A 19767-nucleotide genomic window follows, 5' to 3' on the forward strand; every position below is an offset into this window, starting at 1 on the left:
CTTAATTTTTGAAAGTGGCTAGAGCATTAACAATGCGCACGCAGGCGTTACCATCACCATAAGGATTATGAGCAAAGCTCATTTCCTCGTAAGCCTTTTGATCAAGTAAAAGCTCACGCAAATGGTGAACTATCTTGTCCTTCTCTGTACCGACCAATCTGACGGTACCGGCCTCAATCGCCTCAGGCCGCTCAGTAGTGTCCCGCATTACCAGGACAGGCTTGCCCAAAGAAGGAGCCTCTTCCTGCACGCCACCGGAATCAGTCAGAATCAAATACGACCGATTCATCAAATATACGAAAGGCAGATAATCCAAGGGCTCTATGAGGTGAATATTTTTTATGCCAGCCAACAAACGATTGACCGGTTCACGGACATTTGGATTTAAATGAACAGGGTAGACAATCTCGACATCATCAAACTCATGGGCAATCGTAGCCAACGAACTGCAAATTCTTTCGAATCCATCGCCGAAGCTTTCACGTCGATGCCCTGTCACGAGGATGACGCGGCGCTGAGTGGGTAAAAAAGCGAACTGCTGAGAAAATTTCTGCTTTAACTGTTCATTGGACTCGAGCTTCTGGACGACCTCAAGCAGAGCGTCAATTACAGTATTTCCCGTCACATGAATTGCGTCAGGTGCAACCCCTTCACGCAGTAAATTCTGCTCCGATCTTTCGGTAGGAGCGAAGTGAAGACACGCGAGCGCTCCCGTCAACTTTCGATTGGCCTCTTCCGGCCAGGGAGAGTATAAATTCCCGGTACGAAGTCCTGCTTCGATATGAGCGACAGGAATTTGCTGATAATACGCCGCCAATGTAGTTGCAAAGGTCGTGGCGGTATCACCATGCACCAAAACAATATCCGGCCGATAGGTCCGGAAGATTTCCTTCATTCCCTGAAGAATACCAGTTGTCACATCGGTAAGGTCTTGACCCGACTTCATGATATTCAGATCAAAGTCAGGCTCAAGTTTAAATAACTCTAACACTTGATCCAGCATTTCACGGTGTTGGCCCGTGACGCAGATTTTGGCCTCAAAACGCTCATCTGCATTCAACGCTAAAACTAATGGAGCCATTTTTATAGCTTCCGGTCGCGTACCGAAAACACTCAAGATCTTTAAAGTCATTAGATTACCAACGATTCCATATCATTATTTAGTCAGAGAATCAGTCTGGAAACCAGCAACGCTGCCTTGCTCCTGCCTGACCTACCGATTACGCGCAAGCGACCTTTTGCCGCTCCAACTGCAACCACTTCTGCTCTGCAGCATATCATCACCAAGCGTGCCGACATAACGCCTCGCTGGTCCCCTATACTGCGTATGAGACCCCACCACCCCTGCCCAGTTCAGGACCGGACAACGTTTTACCGCAACATTTGCAATGCGTCGTTTCACGGCAGCGGCGCGTCGCAACCATTCATTGAAATTGGGTCGTTGTCCCATAAGGATCCCGCCCCATCTGTATATTCCCCGTGACGATTGAGCCCACGCTCGACCGTACCACCTAGCTCATTGGTGCTCGCCGGCGCACTTCGCGCAGCCAACCTGAGCAGGCCGCACCTTTATCCAACTCTCACCAGATACTAGCCATAAGCCACTAATCAAGAAGTCACACGCAAATCAGTGACATCAAACCTCGTTGGCCGGCGCAACCTTCAACTATTAAGCTAACAATATAAACTTGCGCAGCACGCTTGACCGCACGCACAAGTAAATACAGATCAAACATCGAAACGTCATGAAGACCCGTCGCGAAATTCAGGTAACTTCCGATAGTCGAAAGCCGCCCAGGAGAGCCTTTCAGATGACCGTTCAGATTTGCGCTGGCGTGTAATATAGATTCCGCACGAAAACAAGACATACGGCCCGGGGGAAGCACGTGAGGCGAAAGGCTTCACGTGCGTGGAATTATTTTTGGAGTAACTTATTGCCAAGCTCCTGTTGCCGATCCAGCTGAGCGGCCCCGGAGCCCGAGGACTGAAGAAGCGAAGCTGCCAGGTCGTGCCTATCGTGCTCTGTATTAACCCGAGCAGCACGTAACGCCTGCCTGACCAGCGCAATACCTATCGCGGCAACAGCGCCGAAGAGCAGGCCAAGCAAAATGATCAATGGGCGATTAGGACTCGACGGAACCAGTGGCTCAAGGGCTTGCTGGTCAATGCTCACCAACTTCAGCTTCGCCATATCAATATTCAGACTGCTCAAGCGGAAAATCTCTGTTCGCAGCGGCTGAACACCCGCAAGAAAGATATCTTCATTTTTTCGAGCATCCAGCACTTCAACCTCTCGGTTGGAGGCCAGCAACTGAAGCTCCTTGGCGATTTGAGCGATGCGCGACTCGGTAAAGTCGTCCGACTTCCGCGACTGCAATGCAGCAAGCTCAGCCTTGAGCGCATCCACCCCCATAAAATAGAGCGGAATCTGCTGATTGTTCACCTCAGTACGCATCACACTGCCAGCACCTGTTACAGCCGATTCGCCAAGTGAGGAAGGCGTAGCTGGCTTTTGAATACCCAAGGAACGGGCAATCCCTATTGCCTCATTCAGTTGAGCGATACGGTCACTACGCAAGGTCTTCAGCTGAGACCGCAGCGCCTTCAACTCATCTTGCAATTGCGCCCGCCTCAAGGAGTCGGATTCTCGCAATGATGCTATTTTGGCTTCTTTTTCAATATCGTAGTTTGAGCGAGCCGAATCGAGCTTGCCGTTAAGCTCCCTCAAACGGTTTTTAGCGATCACATTCAAATCAGCCGTGATGCGCTCGCGCTCACTTGCGATAGCGTAGTCGACAAAGCCATTAAGAATAGAGACGCCGTCGACGCCTTTCGGATACATCATCTCGAGCTTGATGTAGGCACTCAGCGAATTTTTCTTATCTGCATCAGGAAGAATCAAACGGATAGAGTCATGATTGAATTCTTGAAAACTCTGCTCCAGCGTCTGCCCAGGACGAACAAACTTCTCGAAAAGCTTCTGATTTTTCCTGAAATAGCCCAGACGGGTATCATAGGAGTCAAGTGCCGCGCCTACTTTGAGGAGCGCTTCGGAAGGAGGTAGCTGATAAATCTCTGAACGATTTAGCGCATCTAAATCATTAATAGCGGCAGGACGCAAAACACTGCTGACTTTATATAAAGGATCAGCTAAAAATGCGTAGGATGCAGCAATCAATCCCGCGCCGAGGGTGACAAAAAGCAGAAGTTTTTTTTGTTGCCAGACAGACGCGAAAAGCCGCACAAAATCAATTTCTTCGGATGATCGAACCGGGGGAGCACGGAAGCTACTACTCACAACAAAAACCTGCCTTCAAAGAGAAACTGCGGGCTCGTTATGCAGACAAAATTGTGTATTTTTATTCTAGTTATATGACCGAAAAACCCAGCGTCGCTGCCGAGTTTTGAGCGCAAAAAATGCCTGTTATCGAGAACAGATTCCATTCTGCCATCTCGCTGACATATTACAAGTCTTGACTTATCCGTAGGGCGCTTCCTTAACACCTAGGGGCAACCCTGATAAAGGTCGTCCGAGAAGGACAAGAAAGAAAATTTTGTAGCAACGAGACAATAATCAGTGGTATCGCCGGATTTACCACCTGCCAGATCACTCCAAGCACTGATGTGTACTGCACGAGAATCGTCCGACGAACGGTTCAGGAGTTCACTGCAATACCCATGGAAGCTCTACCCGCGCCCTGCAGTCATAGACTTTTCACGTCGATTCCATCCAACGATGACACTTAACAGCGGCCCCAGCAGCATTCCAATTATCAAGGCCACCACCACAAACACCGATACGGGCATCTGCCCGGTCACCAACCCCAGGAATGAAAGAGACACACCCTGCTGGTTTTCCAGCACGAACCCTAACACTGCCAGCACGACAATCAGCATCGCCAGCACGAGAACAACGCGCTTAATCCCACGCATAACCTTCTCCTACCCCAAAAAACACTCAGACGCCTTCTTCTTCGTCTTCGTTCACCCGGTCCCGCAATTCCTTGCCTGGCTTGAAGTGAGGCACGAACTTGCCATCGAGGCTAACGGATTGGCCAGTCTTCGGATTACGCCCCACACGCGGCGCCCGGTAATGCAGCGAAAAGCTACCAAACCCACGAATCTCAATCCGATCCCCGGTAGCCAGGCACTGGGACATCTGCTCAAGCATGGTCTTGATGGCCAGCTCCACATCCTTGGATGAGAGCAGCCCTTGATGGGTGACAATTCGTTCGATCAACTCCGACTTCGTCATATTTTTCCCTTCTTTTTCAAGCAGCTAGGAAAAGCGCTTCGAAGGTTTTAGCATGACCGGAGGAATTTGAACAGCCCAAGTATTGACTTATATTCAAAGAGTTGGGGCGTAACTCTCGGAGCCACAGCTTTAGAGCCCACCACCCCTCGCCTCGCGTAGAGGCACAGAAGCCACTCAAGCGTGGTAACTGGCTGAGGGAGCCTATGAGCGCGAATGCGCTACCAGCAAGACCACAGCGCGCCAGCTGCAGAACACCCAGACGAAGTTCACGCAACACCAAATCCCAGGCACAAAAAAGGGCGACCGAAGTCGCCCTTTTTCTATGGTCTGACAGAACTTAGTTCTGTTTTTCCATTTGTGCACGCAGCAGGTCGCCCAGAGTGGTAGGACCAGCAGAAGGCTCAGAGGTAGCTGGCTTGTCGCGCAGGCTCTGGATGGCTTCTTTCTCTTCAGCATCGTCTTTCGACTTGATGGAGAGCTGGATTACGCGGCTCTTGCGGTCAACGCTGATGATCTTGGCTTCTACTTCTTCGCCTTCTTTCAGAACGTTGCGCGCGTCTTCAACGCGGTCACGGCTGATTTCGGAGGCTTTCAGAGTCGCTTCGATATCGTCGGCCAGAGTGATGATGGCGCCTTTGGCGTCAACTTCTTTCACGATGCCTTTAACGATTGCGCCTTTGTCGTTCTCTTGAACGTACTCGGAGAACGGATCGCTTTCCAGTTGCTTGATACCCAGGGAGATGCGCTCGCGCTCTGGGTCAACCGACAGGATAACGGTGTCCAGCTCGTCGCCCTTCTTGAAACGACGAACAGCTTCTTCGCCAACTTCGTTCCAGGAGATGTCGGACAGGTGAACCAGGCCGTCGATGCCGCCGTCCAGACCAATGAAGATACCGAAATCGGTGATCGACTTGATGGTGCCGGAGATTTTATCGCCCTTGTTGAACTGGCCAGAGAAATCTTCCCATGGGTTAGATTTGCACTGCTTGATGCCGAGGGAGATACGACGACGCTCTTCGTCGATGTCCAGAACCATAACTTCCACTTCGTCGCCGACTTGTACGACTTTCGAAGGGTGGATGTTCTTGTTGGTCCAGTCCATTTCGGAAACGTGTACCAGGCCTTCCACGCCTTCTTCCAGCTCTGCGAAGCAGCCGTAGTCGGTCAGGTTGGTAACACGCGCGGTGACGCGAGTGCTTTCTGGGTAACGAGCCTTGATAGCGACCCATGGATCTTCGCCCAGCTGTTTCAAGCCCAGGGAGACACGGTTGCGCTCACGATCGTACTTCAGAACCTTGACATCGATCTCGTCGCCAACGTTGACGATTTCCGATGGATGCTTGATACGCTTCCAAGCCATGTCGGTAATGTGCAGCAGGCCATCGACGCCACCCAGATCGACGAATGCGCCGTAATCGGTGAGGTTCTTGACGATACCTTTGACTTGTTGGCCTTCCTGCAGGGATTCCAGCAGAGCTTCACGCTCGGCGGAGTTCTCTGCTTCCAGGACGCTGCGACGGGAAACGACAACGTTGTTGCGCTTCTGGTCGAGCTTGATGACCTTGAATTCGAGTTCTTTGCCTTCCAGGTGCGTGGTGTCGCGCACAGGACGAACGTCGACCAAAGAACCTGGCAGGAACGCACGGATGCCGTTAACGTCGACAGTGAAGCCGCCTTTAACCTTACCGTTGATAACGCCCTTGACCACTTCTTCAGCTGCGAAGGCTGCTTCGAGAACAATCCAGCATTCAGCGCGCTTGGCTTTTTCACGGGACAGCTTGGTTTCACCGAAACCGTCTTCAACCGAGTCCAGAGCAACGTGAACTTCGTCACCGACATTGATAGTCAGGTCGCCAGCATCGTTGTAGAACTGTTCCAGCGGGATCAGAGCTTCAGACTTCAGACCAGCGTGAACGGTTACCCAGCGAGCTTGGTAATCGATATCAACAATAACACCGGTGATGATGGAGCCTGCCTGAAGGTTCAGGGTTTTTAGGCTTTCTTCAAAGAGTTCCGCAAAGCTTTCGCTCATTTTAATTCCTGTTGATAAGGGCGAAGAATACGCCCATCTCCACACCCCAGACGGTGTGGGTTAGTTTCAATTAGAAGAAGCACCGCAGGACTATGACTGGTCCCCTGCAGCCTTCTTGGTCACCCGGCGATATCGCGAATGGCGATTTCACTCAAGATGCGTTCCAGCACCTGCTCGATGGACAACTCCGTGGAATCCAGCTGTATGGCGTCAGCCGCCGGCTTGAGCGGGGCTACCGCACGCTGGGTATCACGCTCATCGCGTGCACGGATCTCATCTAGCAGACTCGACAGACTAACACCATCGACTTTGCCCTTCAACTGCAAGTAACGGCGACGGGCCCGCTCCTCGGCGCTGGCAGTCAGGAAAATCTTCAGTGGCGCGTCGGGAAACACCACCGTGCCCATGTCGCGGCCGTCAGCCACAAGGCCCGGCGGTTCCTGGAAAGCCCGCTGGCGCTGCAGCAAAGCGTCGCGCACCGCCGGCAGTGCGGCGACCTGCGAAGCCCAGGAACCGACCTGCTCGTTACGTAGATCATCGGTCACATCATCCCCTTCCAGGATGATGCGCTGGGGATGACCTTCCGTCGCCCCGACGAACTGCACATCAAGATGCGCAGCCAACAACTTCAGCGATTCTTCGTTGGTCAGGTCGACGCCATGGTTGCGGGCCGCAAAGGCCAGCAAGCGGTACAGCGCCCCGGAATCCAACAGGCACCAGCCCAGGCGCTTGGCCAGGATGCCGGCGATCGTGCCTTTGCCCGAGCCACTTGGCCCGTCGATGGTAATCACCGGTGCTTTGATATTCACAATTGAGCCTCTTGGGCTACACGGAGGCCGACTTGGGCACACAGTGTAAGAAAATTCGGAAAAGACGTAGCCACGTTGGCACAGTCATGGATACGAATCGGCGCAGCCGCTCGCAGGGATGCCACGCTGAAGGCCATGGCAATCCGGTGATCACCATGGGCATGGACCTCACCACCACCTATCACGCCACCCTCAATGATAATCCCATCAGGTGTTGGTTCACACTTCACACCCAGGGCCAGCAGACCGTCGGCCATGACCTGGATCCGGTCAGACTCCTTGACCCGCAGCTCCTCTGCCCCGCGCAGTACCGTCCGGCCTTCGGCACATGCCGCAGCCACGAACAGTACCGGAAACTCATCGATAGCCAACGGAACCAGGGCTTCGGGAATCTCGATACCCTTCAACGCCGCCGCACGAACACGCAGGTCAGCAACCGGCTCACCACCGACCTCGCGCTGGTTTTCCAGGGTGATATCCGCCCCCATCAGCCGCAGGATATCGATCACCCCGGTACGTGTCGGATTGATGCCCACATGCTCAAGCAACAACTCGGAGCCTTCGGCAATCGATGCCGCCACCAGGAAAAACGCCGAGGAGGAAATATCACCCGGCACTTCAATATGAGTCGCAACAAGCGAGTGACCGGATTCGACCGAAGCCGTAGCACCCACCACCTCCACCGGATAACCAAAACCGCGCAACATCCGCTCGGTATGGTCGCGGGTCGGCGCCGGCTCGGTAATCGAGGTTTTACCCTCGGCATACAACCCGGCCAGCAACAGGCAGGATTTAACCTGGGCACTGGCCATCGGCAATGCGTAGGTCAGCCCTTTCAGTGCCTGGCCACCACGAATCGTCAGCGGCGGCCGGCCTTCCGGCCCGGTCTCGATCACCGCGCCCATTTCGCGCAATGGCTTGGCCACGCGATTCATTGGGCGCTTGGACAGCGACGCATCGCCCGTCAACACACTGTCGAAGCTCTGGGCCGCGAGCAAACCGGACAACAACCGCATGGAAGTGCCCGAATTACCGAGATAGATCGGGCCTGGTGCCGGCTTCAAGCCATGCAGGCCAACCCCATGAATGGTGACGCGCCCATGGTGCGGGCCTTCAATCACCACGCCCATGTCACGAAACGCCTGCAAGGTCGCCAGGGCGTCTTCGCCTTCCAGGAAGCCTTCCACCTCGGTGACACCGTCCGCCAGGGAGCCCAGCATGATCGAACGATGGGAGATCGATTTATCCCCAGGCACCCGAATCTGCCCGCTCAAGTGGCCACCGGGGCTGGCGAGGAAGACCAGATCATCCGCGTTTACAGCAGCATCCATATAAGCCCGACGCGCCAGAATCTTGCTGAAATGCTCCCGCGCCACCCGCGCACGAGTGAACACGCCCAACAACTGATGCCCGTCGCCGGCATCGACCGCGTCGCGCAAGGCGTCAAGGTCGCTGCGGAATGTATCCAGAGTGCGCAACACTGCATCGCGGTTGGCGAGGAAGATGTCATGCCACATCACCGGGTCGCTGCCGGCGATCCGGGTAAAGTCGCGGAAGCCACCGGCGGCGTAACGGAAAATCTCGAGGTTCTCGTTGCGCTTGGCCAGCGAATCCACCAGGCCAAACGCCAGCAAATGCGGCAGATGACTGGTCGCCGCCAACACTTCATCGTGGCGCTCGACCTGCATATGCTCGACATCCGCCCCCAGCTCGCGCCAGAGCCGATCCACCACGGCCAATGCCGCAGGATCGGTTTCATCCAGTGGCGTCAGAATCACTTTATGGCGGCGGAACAGCTGCGCATTGGAGGCTTCCACGCCGCTCTGCTCGGACCCGGCAATCGGGTGCCCCGGCACGAAGCGCGCAGGCATGCCACCAAAGGCCAGCCGGGCGGCACGAACGACATTGCCCTTGGCACTGCCGACGTCGGTCAGGATGGCTTGTCCAAGGTCCATGCCAGCCAACAGCGCCAGCAACTTCTCCATGGCCAGGATCGGCACCGCCAACTGAATGACATCCGCGCCCCGGCAGGCAACCGCAAGGTCCGCCTCACAGCGATCCACCACGCCCAATTCAACCGCCAACTTGCGCGATTGCGGGTCCAGGTCCACACCGACCACTTCGCCGCACAGGCCACTTTCCCGCAGGCCCTTGGCGAAGGAGCCGCCGATCAATCCCAGACCGACCACCACCAGGCGACCGATCATAGGCACAGCAGGTTGCAATGCAGTGACATCAACCACGAGCCAGAACCTTGGCCAGCGCCTCAAGGAAGCGACTGTTTTCAGCAGGCAAACCGATGGTGATACGCAGGTGGTTCGGCATGCCGTAGTTGGCCACCGGACGCACGATCACGCCTTCGCGCAGCAGGCCCTGGAACACCGGCGCCGCTACCTGGCCGAGATCGACACAGATGAAGTTGCCCTTGGACGGAATCCAGCCCAGGCCCAGCTCACGGAAACCCTCCTGCAACTGCAGCATGCCGCTTTCGTTGAGGCGACGGCCTTCTTCCAGGTACTCGGCATCCTGCACCGCAGCACAAGCCGCCGCCAGCGCCAGGCTGTTGACGTTGAAGGGCTGGCGAACACGGTTCAGCACATCGGCCACCACGGCGGTGGACAGGCCATAGCCGACCCGCAGCGACGCCAGGCCATAGGCCTTGGAGAAGGTGCGCGAGACCAGCAGGTTCGGATAAGCCGCGAGGAAGTCCAGACCGTCCGGCAGGTCACTGCCTTCGGCGTACTCGATGTAAGCCTCGTCCAGCACCACCAGCACGTGCTCCGGCACGTCTTGCAGGAAGTTGTCCAGCACCTCGGCGCTGAACCAGGTGCCGGTCGGGTTATTCGGGTTGGCGATAAACACGACTCGGGTCTGGTCATCGATGGCCGCCAGCATGGCCGGCAGGTCATGACCCCAGTCTTTCGCAGGAATCACGCGCGCCTCGGCGCCAACGGCCTGAGTGACGATCGGATAGACCGCAAACGCATGCTCACTGAACACCGCGTTCAGGCCCGGCGCCAGATAGGCACGCCCGACCAGCTCCAGGATGTCGTTGGAGCCGTTGCCCAGGGTCACCTGGTTCAGCTCAACCCGGCATTTTTCCGCCAACAGGGACTTGAGCGCAAAGCCATTACCATCGGGATAGCGGGTCAGCTCGGCCAGCGCATCACGGATCGCGGCCAATACCTTGGGACTTGGACCCATCGGGTTTTCGTTACTGGCCAGCTTTACGATCTTCGACGGGTCCAGATTCAACTCACGCGCCAGCTCGTCCACAGGCTTGCCCGGAACGTAAGGCGACAGTTGTTGCACGCCCGGCTGTGCCAGGGCGAGGAAGTTGCCACTCATGTTAAAGCCTCACAAAACCGCTTTCGGGTAAGAGCCCAGCACCTTGAGTGCCACGGCTTCCTGACTGATTTTCTCGAGCACACCCTTGACCAGTGGGTCGCGGTGATGGCCGACGAAGTCGATAAAGAACACATAAGTCCATTTACCGCTGCGCGAAGGACGAGTCTCGATTCGCGTCAGGTCAATCCCGTTGTCGTGGAACGGCACCAGCAGCTCATGCAGCGCGCCGGGCTTGTTGCTCATGGAGACGATGATCGAGGTCTTGTCGTCGCCGGTCGGCGGCACTTCCTGGCTGCCGATCATCAGGAAGCGCGTGGAGTTATCCGGGCGGTCCTCGATTTTCTCGGCCAGGCGCGTCAGGCCATACAGGCCAGCAGCCATGTCGCCGGCAATCGCCGCCGAATTCCACTCGCCCTTGACCCGCTTCGCCGCTTCGGCGTTGCTGGATACCGCCACGCGCTCCACGTTCGGGTAATGCGCGTCCAGCCACTTGCGGCACTGGGCCAGGGACTGGGCGTGGGAGTAGATGCGGCTGATGCTGTCGGTCTTGGTGTTTTCGCCCACCAGCAGGTGATGGTGGATACGCAGCTCGACTTCGCCACAGATCACCATGTCGTGCTCAAGGAAGCTGTCGAGGGTGTGGTTGACGGCACCCTCGGTGGAGTTTTCCACCGGCACCACGCCAAAGTTCACCGCCCCGGCGGCCACTTCACGGAACACTTCGTCGATCGCGGCCATTGGCTTGCTGATCACGGCGTGGCCGAAGTGCTTCATGGCGGCGGCTTGGGTGAAGGTGCCTTCCGGGCCGAGGTAAGCCACTTTCAGCGGCTGCTCCAGCGCCAGGCACGAAGACATGATTTCACGGAACAACCGCGCCATCTCTTCGTTGCCCAACGGGCCCTTGTTGCGCTCCATCACCCGCTTGAGCACCTGGGCTTCGCGCTCCGGACGGTAGAACACCGGCACTTCGCCTTCAGCCAGGGACGCCATTTTCACCCGTGCAACTTCCTGGGCGCACCGCGCGCGCTCACTGATCAGCTCCAGGACTTTCTCGTCCAGGCTGTCAATGCGTACGCGCAGGGCCTTGAGTTCTTGCTCAGACATTAGCCGTGTTCCTTTTCGAACTCTGCCATGTAAGCCACCAGCGCCTTGACGGCGTGGATATCGACAGCGTTATAGATGGAGGCGCGCATGCCACCTACCGAACGGTGGCCCTTGAGGTTCAACAGGCCGCGCTCGTCGGCGCCGGCCAGGAATGGTTTGTCCAGACGGTCGTCCGCCAGGCGGAACGGTACGTTCATCCACGAACGATCAGTCAGGTTGATCGGGTTGCTGTACAGGCCGCTGGCGTCGATGAAGTCGTACAGGGTACGTTTCTTCTCTTCGTTGAGCTTGCCCATGGCAGCCACACCGCCCTGCTCTTTCAGCCACTCGAATACCAGGCCCGACAGGTACCAGGCGAAGGCCGGCGGGGTGTTGTACATCGAGCCGTTATCGGCCGCGACCTTGTAGTTGAGCATGGTCGGGCACAGCGAACGGGCACGACCCAACAGGTCTTCGCGAATGATATTGACCAGGATGCCGCTCGGGCCGATGTTCTTCTGCGCGCCGGCGTAGATCATGCCGTACTTGGACACATCGATCGGGCGCGAAAGAATGTCCGAAGACATGTCGCACACCAGCGGAACATCACCCACCTCGGGAACCCAGTCAAACTCCAGGCCGCCGATGGTTTCGTTCGCCACGTAGTGAACGTAGGCCGCGTCCTTCGAGAGTTTCCACTCGTTCTGACCGGGAATGGCGAAGTAATCGTAAGGCTTGGCCGTGCCCGCGACATTGACGTGACCGTAACGGGAGGCCTCTTCAATCGCTTTCTGCCCCCAGATACCGGTGTCGATATAGTCGGCAGTGCCGCTTTCCGGCAGCAGGTTCAGCGGAATCTGAGCGAACTGCTGGCTCGCCCCACCCTGCAGGAACAACACTTTGTAGTCGGACGGGATGTCCAGCAAGTCGCGCATATCCTGCTCGGCCTTGGTGGCAATGGACACGAACTCATCGCTGCGATGGCTCATTTCCATCACGGAGAGGCCTTTTCCATGCCAGTCGAGGAGTTCACCCTGCGCGCGCTGCAGGACTGCTTCAGGAAGCGCCGCGGGACCGGCACAGAAGTTATAGGCTCTCTTGCTCACATCCAATCTCTCTGATCTGGTGGGACTGCAATCAACATCCCGCAACGCGGAACCCTGTAGGAGCCGGCTTGCCAGCGATGCAAACGACTCGGCGCTTCACTTGAACCGAGTTGATGCCATCGCCGGCAAGCCGGCTCCTACAAGAGCGGCGCGGCGTCGTATTTCAAAAGGGACAAACAACAAGGGGGCGAATCTTCATCCGCCCCCTGTGTGTCCGCTTATTCCTGCGGTTCTTCTTCGTCTGCGGCAGCGTCGAGTGTTGGCTCGTCGACGTTGTCATCGCCACCGGCGATTACCTCGCCCTCAAGCTCTTCACCTTCCAGCTCCTCGCCTTCGACTTCCGATGGCTCCTGGACACGCTCCAGGCCTACCAACGTCTCGTCGCTGGCCAGCTTGATCAAGGTCACGCCCTGGGTGTTACGCCCCAGGCTCGACACTTCATCAACCCGGGTACGTACCAGGGTGCCCTGGTCGGAAATCAGCATGATTTCCTCGCCATCCAGCACCTGGACCGCGCCGACCAGACGGCCGTTGCGATCGTTGCTGACCATGGCGATAACACCCTGGCCGCCACGCTTGTACTCAGGGAACTCGCTGATGGCAGTACGCTTGCCGTAGCCGCGGGCCGAAGCAGTGAGGATCTCGCTGCCTTCTTCCGGGATCAGCATCGAAATCAGCTTCTGCCCTTCCGGCAGACGCATGCCGCGCACACCGCGGGCGGTACGGCCCATGGCGCGAACGTCGGATTCCTTGAAGCGCGTCACCTTGCCGCCGTCGGAGAACAGCATGACTTCACGCTCGCCATCGGTAATGGCGGCCGAAATCAGTACGTCGCCTTCATCCAGTTCGAGGGCGATCAGGCCCACGCTGCGTTGACGGCTGAAAGACTCAAGCGGGGTCTTCTTCACGGTGCCCTTGGCGGTGGCCATGAAGATGAAGTGACCTTCGGTGTATTCGTCCACCGGCAGCATGGTGGTGATGTATTCATCACTGTCCAGCGGCAGCAGGTTGACCAACGGACGACCACGGGCGGCGCGGGACGCTTCCGGGATTTCGTAGGTTTTCAGCCAGTACACCTTGCCCTTGCTGGAGAACAGCAGCAGCGTGGTGTGACTGTTGGCAACCAGCAGGTGAGCGATGTAGTCCTCATCCTTGACGCCGGTAGCCGATTTGCCTTTACCGCCACGACGCTGGGCCTGGTACGCAGCCAAAGGCTGGGTCTTGGCATAGCCACCGTGGGAGATGGTCACGACGCGATCTTCTTCCGGGATCATGTCACCCAGGGTCAGGTCGAGACGGGCATCGAGAATCTCGGTGCGACGCACGTCACCGTATTCGGCGCGGATCACTTCCAGTTCTTCGCGGATCACTTCCATCAGGCGCACGGCGCTGTTGAGGATGCGGATCAGCTCGCCGATCTGGTTGAGGATCTCCTGGTACTCGGCCAGCAGTTTCTCGTGTTCCAGGCCGGTCAGGCGGTGCAGGCGCAGTTCCAGGATGGCCTGGGCCTGTTCCGGGGACAGGAAGTACTTGCCGTCGCGCAGGCCGTATTGCGGGTCCAGGGTCTCCGGACGGCACGAATCGGCACCGGCACGTTCAACCATCGCCACTACGGCGCTGGATTCCCACGGCATCTTGATCAGGGCTTCCTTGGCTTCCGACGGCGTCGGCGAGGCCTTGATCAGGGCGATAACCGGGTCGATGTTCGACAGCGCAACCGCCTGGCCTTCCAGGATATGGCCGCGTTCACGGGCCTTGCGCAGTTCGAATACGGTACGACGGGTAACGACTTCGCGGCGGTGACGCACGAAGGCTTCCAGCAGATCCTTGAGGTTCAGGATGCGCGGGCGGCCGTCGATCAGCGCTACCACGTTGATACCAAATACGCTTTGCAGCTGGGTCTGGGCGTAGAGGTTGTTGAGGATCACCTCAGGCACTTCGCCACGACGCAACTCGATCACTACGCGCATACCGTCTTTGTCAGACTCGTCGCGCAGTTCGGTGATGCCTTCCAGCTTCTTCTCTTTAACCAGCTCGGCGATCTTCTCGATCAGACGGGCCTTGTTCAGCTGGTACGGGAGTTCGGTGATAACGATCTGCTGACGGCCACCGACCTTGTCGATGTCTTCGATCATCGAGCGGGCGCGCATGTAAATGCGCCCGCGACCGGTGCGGTAGGCTTCGATGATGCCGGCGCGACCGTTGATGATCGCGGCGGTCGGGAAGTCCGGACCCGGAATGTATTGCATCAGCTCATCGACGGTCAGCTCGGGGTTGTCGATGAGGGCCAGGCAACCGTCGATGACTTCACCGAGGTTGTGTGGCGGGATGTTGGTGGCCATGCCCACGGCGATACCGCTGGAGCCGTTGACCAGCAGGTTGGGAATACGGGTCGGCATGACCGCCGGGATCATTTCGGTGCCGTCGTAGTTCGGCACCCAGTCCACGGTTTCTTTGTGCAGGTCGGCCAGCAGCTCGTGCGCCAGCTTGGTCATGCGCACTTCGGTGTATCGCATGGCCGCAGCGTTGTCGCCGTCGACCGAACCGAAGTTGCCCTGGCCGTCTACCAGCAGGTAGCGCAGGGAAAACGGCTGGGCCATCCGAACGATGGTGTCGTACACCGCAGTGTCGCCGTGAGGGTGATACTTACCGATCACGTCACCGACAACACGGGCAGATTTCTTGTACGGCTTGTTCCAGTCGTTACCCAGCTCGCTCATCGCGAACAGCACACGCCTGTGCACGGGCTTCAAGCCATCGCGCGCATCAGGCAGTGCCCGACCGACAATTACGCTCATCGCGTAGTCGAGGTAGGACTGTTTCAGCTCGTCTTCGATATTGACCGGGAGGATTTCTTTGGCCAGTTCGCCCATGAGAAGCCTGATTCCTTTTTCGGGTGAAACCTCGTCACATCCTATGGGACGAACGAAGCTCGCCGCTGCTGGCATGATGCCTGGCAACGACTTACGACAAATCAACGAGTTATGACACGGATCTGCGCATTAAAGGTTACCCCTTGGGGTGACCCTGGAAACCGCCGGATGTTATCACAATCGCCGCCACGCACCTATCCCCCTGATGCGCATGGAGCATAGTAAGTTGACGGATGACAGGCTTGACGGCGACGAGAGGGGCTTAGAGCCGGATCCAAGGGGATTTTTGCGGGCGAATTGCCTCAATGCAGGCGTTTACGACACATCAGTTGCGCCATCTTCGCCGTGTCGGGCCGCTCGACAATGCCTTTTTCAGTGACGATGACGTCGATCAGGTCCGCCGGCGTTACGTCAAACACCGGGTTGAAGGCGTCTACATCGGCCGCCACACGGGTGCCGCCGACTTCCAGCAGCTCACGGGCGTCGCGCTCTTCAAGCGGCACGTCATCGCCACTGGCCGCCATCAGGTCGATGGTGGAGCTGGGCGCCACCACCATGAAACGTACGCCGTGATGCATCGCGCACACTGCCAACTGATAGGTGCCAATCTTGCTGACCACGTCACCATTGGCGGCAATGCTGTCGGCACCGACGATCACCCAGGTCACACCCTTGGTCTTGAGAATATGCGCGCCGGCCGAATCGGCATTCACGGTGACCGGAATGCCGTCGTTGGACAACTCCCAGGCCGTCAACCGCGAGCCTTGCAGCCAAGGCCGGGTTTCGTTGGCGTAGACCCGCTCCACCATGCCTTCCAGGAACGCCCCGCGGATCACACCGAGGGCCGTACCCACGCCGCCCGTGGCCAGCGCACCGGCATTGCCATGGGTGAGGATCGCCTGGACATTGCCCTGGTGCTTGCGGATCAGCTCCACACCCAGCTGCGCCATGGTCAGGTTGGCCTCACGGTCGCTTTGGTGAATCGCCACCGCCTCGGCCTCCAGCACCTTCAACGGGTCGGCGTGTTTCTTGAGGCGATCGAGGCAATCGCGCATGCGCTTCATGGCCCAAAAAAGATTCGACGCCGTCGGGCGGGTGTCCGCTAGCAGCGCGTAGTCCTCTTCCCAGGCGGCCTGCCAGTCATCGCCCTCTTTGATGCGCGCACGCGCGGCCAGCACCAGGCCATACGCCGCACTGATGCCAATGGCCGGTGCTCCGCGCACCACCATCGAGCGAATGGCCTCGGCCACCTCGGCCGCACTGGTGCAGGCGACCCAGGTTTGCGAGGACGGCAAAATACGCTGATCGAGCAGGTACAGTGCGCCATCACGCCAATCAATGGCCTTCACCGTCTCCGCTGCCAACAGTCGATCGCGCATCCTTCACCCCGCACTCATGAACAAAAGCCGCCGATTATAGCGATCCGCCAGCCAGGACGCTCGGGTATACTTCGCCGTTCTTTATAGATGCCTGGGAAACCGCCCTCGATGACACCGACTGCCGCCCCGCTCGACTTATTGCTGCTGCCCACCTGGCTGGTACCTGTCGAGCCTGCCGGTGTCGTGCTCAAGGAGCACGGCCTGGGCATTCGCGACGGGCGTATTGCGTTTATCGGCCCACGCGCGGCGGCCTTGAAGCTCAAGGCCAGCGAGGTGCGTGAACTGCCGGGCATGCTGCTCAGCCCCGGCCTGATCAACGCCCACGGCCACGCGGCGATGACGCTGTTTCGCGGCCTGGCCGATGACCTGCCGCTGATGACCTGGCTGGAAAACCACATCTGGCCCGCCGAGGCCAAGTGGGTCGACGAAGCCTTCGTGCGCGACGGCACCGACCTCGCGATCGCCGAACAGATCAAGGGCGGCATCACGTGCTTCTCGGACATGTACTTCTTCCCGAAAGTCGCCAGCGAACGCGTGCACAACGCGGGCATTCGCGCACAAATCGCCATCCCGATCCTCGATTTCCCGATTCCCGGCGCTGCTGACGCCGACGAGGCGATTCGCCAGGGCGTCGAGCTGTTCGGCGACCTCAAGCATCACCCGCGAATCAAAATCACCTTCGGCCCACACGCGCCGTACACCGTCTGCGATGAAAACCTGGAAAAAATCCGGGTGATCGCCGAGGAGCTGGACGCCTCGATCCACATGCACGTGCATGAAACCGCCTTCGAAGTGCAGCAGTCCGTTGAACAACGCGGTGAACGCCCGCTGGCACGGCTGGGTCGCCTGGGTTTGCTGGGGCCGCGCTTCCAGGCCGTTCACATGACCCAAATCAGCGAGGACGACCTGGCTTTGCTGGTAGAAAGTAACACCAGCGTGATCCACTGCCCGGAATCCAACCTGAAACTGGCCAGTGGCTTCTGCCCGGTGGAACGCCTGTGGCAAGCCGGCGTCAATGTGGCAGTAGGCACAGACGGCGCCGCCAGTAACAATGACCTCGACCTGCTGGGCGAAACCCGCACCGCCGCGCTGCTGGCCAAGGCCGTCGCCGGCTCGGCCACCGCCCTGGATGCCCACCGCGCCCTGCGCATGGCCACCCTCAACGGCGCCCGGGCCATGGGCCTGGAAAGTGAAATCGGCTCGCTGGAAGTGGGCAAGGCCGCCGATATCGTGGCCTTCGACTTGTCGGGCCTGGCGCAACAACCGATCTACGACCCGGTCTCACAGCTTATATATGCCACCGGACGCGATTGTGTGAAACACCTTTGGGTCGGCGGCAAGCAATTGCTCGACGACCGGCAACTGACCCGCCTGGATGAGCAACAGTTGTGCGCCACGGCCATCGCCTGGGGCCAACGCATCAGCGGACACACCGAATAACGCCCGCCCTGGCAGTGCATGCCAGGACCGGCAAAACGCTTTATCAGATTTAGAGGATTCCCCATGAGCAACGTCGACCACGCTGAAATCGCCAAATTCGAAGCCCTGGCCCACCGCTGGTGGGACCGCGAAAGCGAGTTCAAACCCCTGCACGACATCAACCCGCTGCGGGTCAACTGGATTGACGAGCGCGTCAACCTGGCCGGCAAGAAGGTGCTGGATGTGGGTTGCGGCGGCGGCATTCTCAGCGAATCCATGGCCCAGCGCGGCGCCACCGTGATGGGCATCGACATGGGCGAAGCGCCCTTGGCCGTGGCCCAACTGCATCAGCTGGAGTCGGGCGTGAACGTCGAATACCGGCAGATCACCGCCGAAGAGCTGGCCGAAGAGATGCCCGAGCAGTTCGACGTGGTCACTTGCCTGGAAATGCTCGAACACGTGCCAGACCCGTCCTCGGTGATCCGCGCCTGCTTCCGCATGGTCAAGCCCGGCGGCCAGGTGTTCTTCTCCACCATCAACCGCAACCCGAAGGCGTACCTGTTCGCGATCATCGGTGCCGAATACATCATGAAGCTGCTGCCCCGCGGCACCCATGACTTCAAGAAATTCATCCGCCCTTCCGAGCTGGGTGCCTGGAGCCGCCAGGCCGGGCTGACCGTCAAGGACATCATCGGCTTGACCTACAACCCGCTGACCAAGCACTACAAGCTGGCCAGCGACGTTGACGTCAACTACATGATCCAGACCCTGCGCGAGGAGTAAGCCTGTGAAGTTGCAAGCGGTTCTTTTCGACATGGACGGTACCCTGCTGGATACCGCGCCGGACTTTATCGCCATCTGCCAGGCCATGCGGGCTGACCGCGGCCTGGCGCCGATGAACGACCAGCACATCCGCGATGAAATCTCCGGCGGCGCCCGGGCGATGGTCGCCGTGACCTTTTCCATGGACCCCGAATCCCCAGGCTTTGAAGAGCTGCGCCAGGAATTCCTGGAGCGCTACCTCAAGGGCTGCGCCATCCACAGCAAGCTGTTCGAGGGCATGGAAGAGCTGCTGGCGGATATCGAGAAATCCAGGCTGATCTGGGGCGTGGTCACCAACAAGCCGCTGCGCTTTGCCGAACCGATCATGCAGCAACTGGGCCTGGCGGAGCGCTCGGCGCTACTGATCTGCCCGGACCACGTGAAGAACAGCAAGCCGGACCCGGAGCCGCTGATCCTCGCGTGCAAGATGCTCGACCTGGACCCGGCCAGCGTGTTGTTCGTGGGGGATGACCTGCGGGACATCGAGTCGGGCCGCGACGCCGGCACCCGCACTGCGGCGGTCACCTATGGCTATATCCACCCGGACGACAACCCGCGCAACTGGGGTGCCGACGTGGTGGTGGATCACCCGCTGGAATTGCGCAAAGTGCTGGATAGCGCGCTGTGCAGCTGCTGATCGG

The 19767-nt window shown here is 58.4% G+C and carries 15 protein-coding genes; 3 read left to right on the forward strand and 12 right to left on the reverse strand.

The window, feature by feature from the left end; all coding sequences use genetic code 11:
• Position 1 precedes the first annotated feature (1 nt).
• The 12 genes from wecB to mtnA all read right to left on the reverse strand — a co-directional run bounded on the left by wecB (position 2) and on the right by mtnA (position 16885).
• Positions 2–1132 carry a non-hydrolyzing UDP-N-acetylglucosamine 2-epimerase gene (gene wecB / locus HX875_RS21685; protein ID WP_177045553.1) on the reverse strand — a complete coding sequence of 377 codons (1131 nt, stop codon included), beginning with the start codon at positions 1130–1132 and terminating at the stop codon, positions 2–4.
• 783 nt (positions 1133–1915) lie between these two features.
• Entirely contained in the window at positions 1916–3298 is a 1383-nt protein-coding gene (locus tag HX875_RS21690; protein ID WP_177045554.1) for a Wzz/FepE/Etk N-terminal domain-containing protein, read from the reverse strand.
• A 389-nt stretch (positions 3299–3687) separates the two neighbouring features.
• Positions 3688–3933 carry a LapA family protein gene (locus HX875_RS21695; protein ID WP_177045556.1) on the reverse strand — a complete coding sequence of 82 codons (246 nt, stop codon included), beginning with the start codon at positions 3931–3933 and terminating at the stop codon, positions 3688–3690.
• A 25-nt stretch (positions 3934–3958) separates the two neighbouring features.
• Positions 3959–4255, reverse strand: coding sequence for an integration host factor subunit beta (gene ihfB, locus HX875_RS21700; protein WP_003218804.1), 297 nt, complete (start codon positions 4253–4255; stop codon positions 3959–3961).
• A 337-nt stretch (positions 4256–4592) separates the two neighbouring features.
• Positions 4593–6287 (reverse strand): 30S ribosomal protein S1, encoded by a 1695-nt coding sequence (gene rpsA, locus HX875_RS21705; RefSeq protein WP_003218806.1) that lies wholly within the window; start codon positions 6285–6287, stop codon positions 4593–4595.
• Between the two features lie 119 nt (positions 6288–6406).
• A complete protein-coding gene (gene cmk, locus HX875_RS21710; RefSeq protein WP_016971485.1) occupies positions 6407–7096 on the reverse strand; it encodes a (d)CMP kinase in 690 nt (229 codons plus the stop codon).
• The gene (locus HX875_RS21715; RefSeq protein ID WP_256348154.1) at positions 7093–9303 is read right to left on the reverse strand and encodes a bifunctional prephenate dehydrogenase/3-phosphoshikimate 1-carboxyvinyltransferase; all 2211 of its coding nucleotides are present in this window, start codon (positions 9301–9303) and stop codon (positions 7093–7095) included. The genes cmk and HX875_RS21715 overlap by 4 nt, the downstream gene beginning before the upstream one ends.
• A gap of 28 nt (positions 9304–9331) precedes the next feature.
• On the reverse strand, positions 9332–10444 hold the full coding sequence (gene hisC, locus HX875_RS21720; RefSeq protein WP_177045560.1) for a histidinol-phosphate transaminase: 1113 nt from the start codon (positions 10442–10444) through the stop codon (positions 9332–9334).
• Positions 10445–10453: 9 nt separating this feature from the next.
• The gene (pheA, locus tag HX875_RS21725; protein WP_003218812.1) at positions 10454–11548 is read right to left on the reverse strand and encodes a prephenate dehydratase; all 1095 of its coding nucleotides are present in this window, start codon (positions 11546–11548) and stop codon (positions 10454–10456) included.
• Positions 11548–12633 (reverse strand): 3-phosphoserine/phosphohydroxythreonine transaminase, encoded by a 1086-nt coding sequence (gene serC / locus HX875_RS21730; RefSeq protein ID WP_177045562.1) that lies wholly within the window; start codon positions 12631–12633, stop codon positions 11548–11550. Before serC ends, pheA begins: the two co-directional genes overlap by 1 nt.
• A gap of 218 nt (positions 12634–12851) precedes the next feature.
• A complete protein-coding gene (gene gyrA / locus HX875_RS21735) occupies positions 12852–15506 on the reverse strand; it encodes a DNA gyrase subunit A (protein ID WP_177045564.1) in 2655 nt (884 codons plus the stop codon).
• Positions 15507–15808: 302 nt separating this feature from the next.
• Positions 15809–16885 carry an S-methyl-5-thioribose-1-phosphate isomerase gene (gene mtnA / locus HX875_RS21740; RefSeq protein WP_177045565.1) on the reverse strand — a complete coding sequence of 359 codons (1077 nt, stop codon included), beginning with the start codon at positions 16883–16885 and terminating at the stop codon, positions 15809–15811.
• A gap of 108 nt (positions 16886–16993) precedes the next feature.
• Between mtnA and HX875_RS21745 the strand changes: the two genes are divergently transcribed.
• The 3 genes from HX875_RS21745 (at position 16994) to mupP (ending at position 19763) form a co-directional block, all read left to right on the forward strand.
• Positions 16994–18325: a TRZ/ATZ family hydrolase gene (locus tag HX875_RS21745; RefSeq protein WP_177045566.1), complete on the forward strand. Its 1332-nt coding sequence runs from the start codon at positions 16994–16996 to the stop codon at positions 18323–18325.
• 63 nt (positions 18326–18388) lie between these two features.
• Complete coding sequence (ubiG, locus tag HX875_RS21750) at positions 18389–19087, forward strand: bifunctional 2-polyprenyl-6-hydroxyphenol methylase/3-demethylubiquinol 3-O-methyltransferase UbiG (protein WP_177045567.1); 699 nt, start codon at positions 18389–18391, stop codon at positions 19085–19087.
• A gap of 4 nt (positions 19088–19091) precedes the next feature.
• The gene (mupP, locus tag HX875_RS21755; RefSeq protein ID WP_177045568.1) at positions 19092–19763 is read left to right on the forward strand and encodes an N-acetylmuramic acid 6-phosphate phosphatase MupP; all 672 of its coding nucleotides are present in this window, start codon (positions 19092–19094) and stop codon (positions 19761–19763) included.
• Positions 19764–19767 lie beyond the last annotated feature (4 nt).

Origin of the sequence: Pseudomonas yamanorum (genome assembly GCF_013386765.1) — a bacterium.
Taxonomy (GTDB): domain Bacteria; phylum Pseudomonadota; class Gammaproteobacteria; order Pseudomonadales; family Pseudomonadaceae; genus Aquipseudomonas; species Aquipseudomonas yamanorum_A.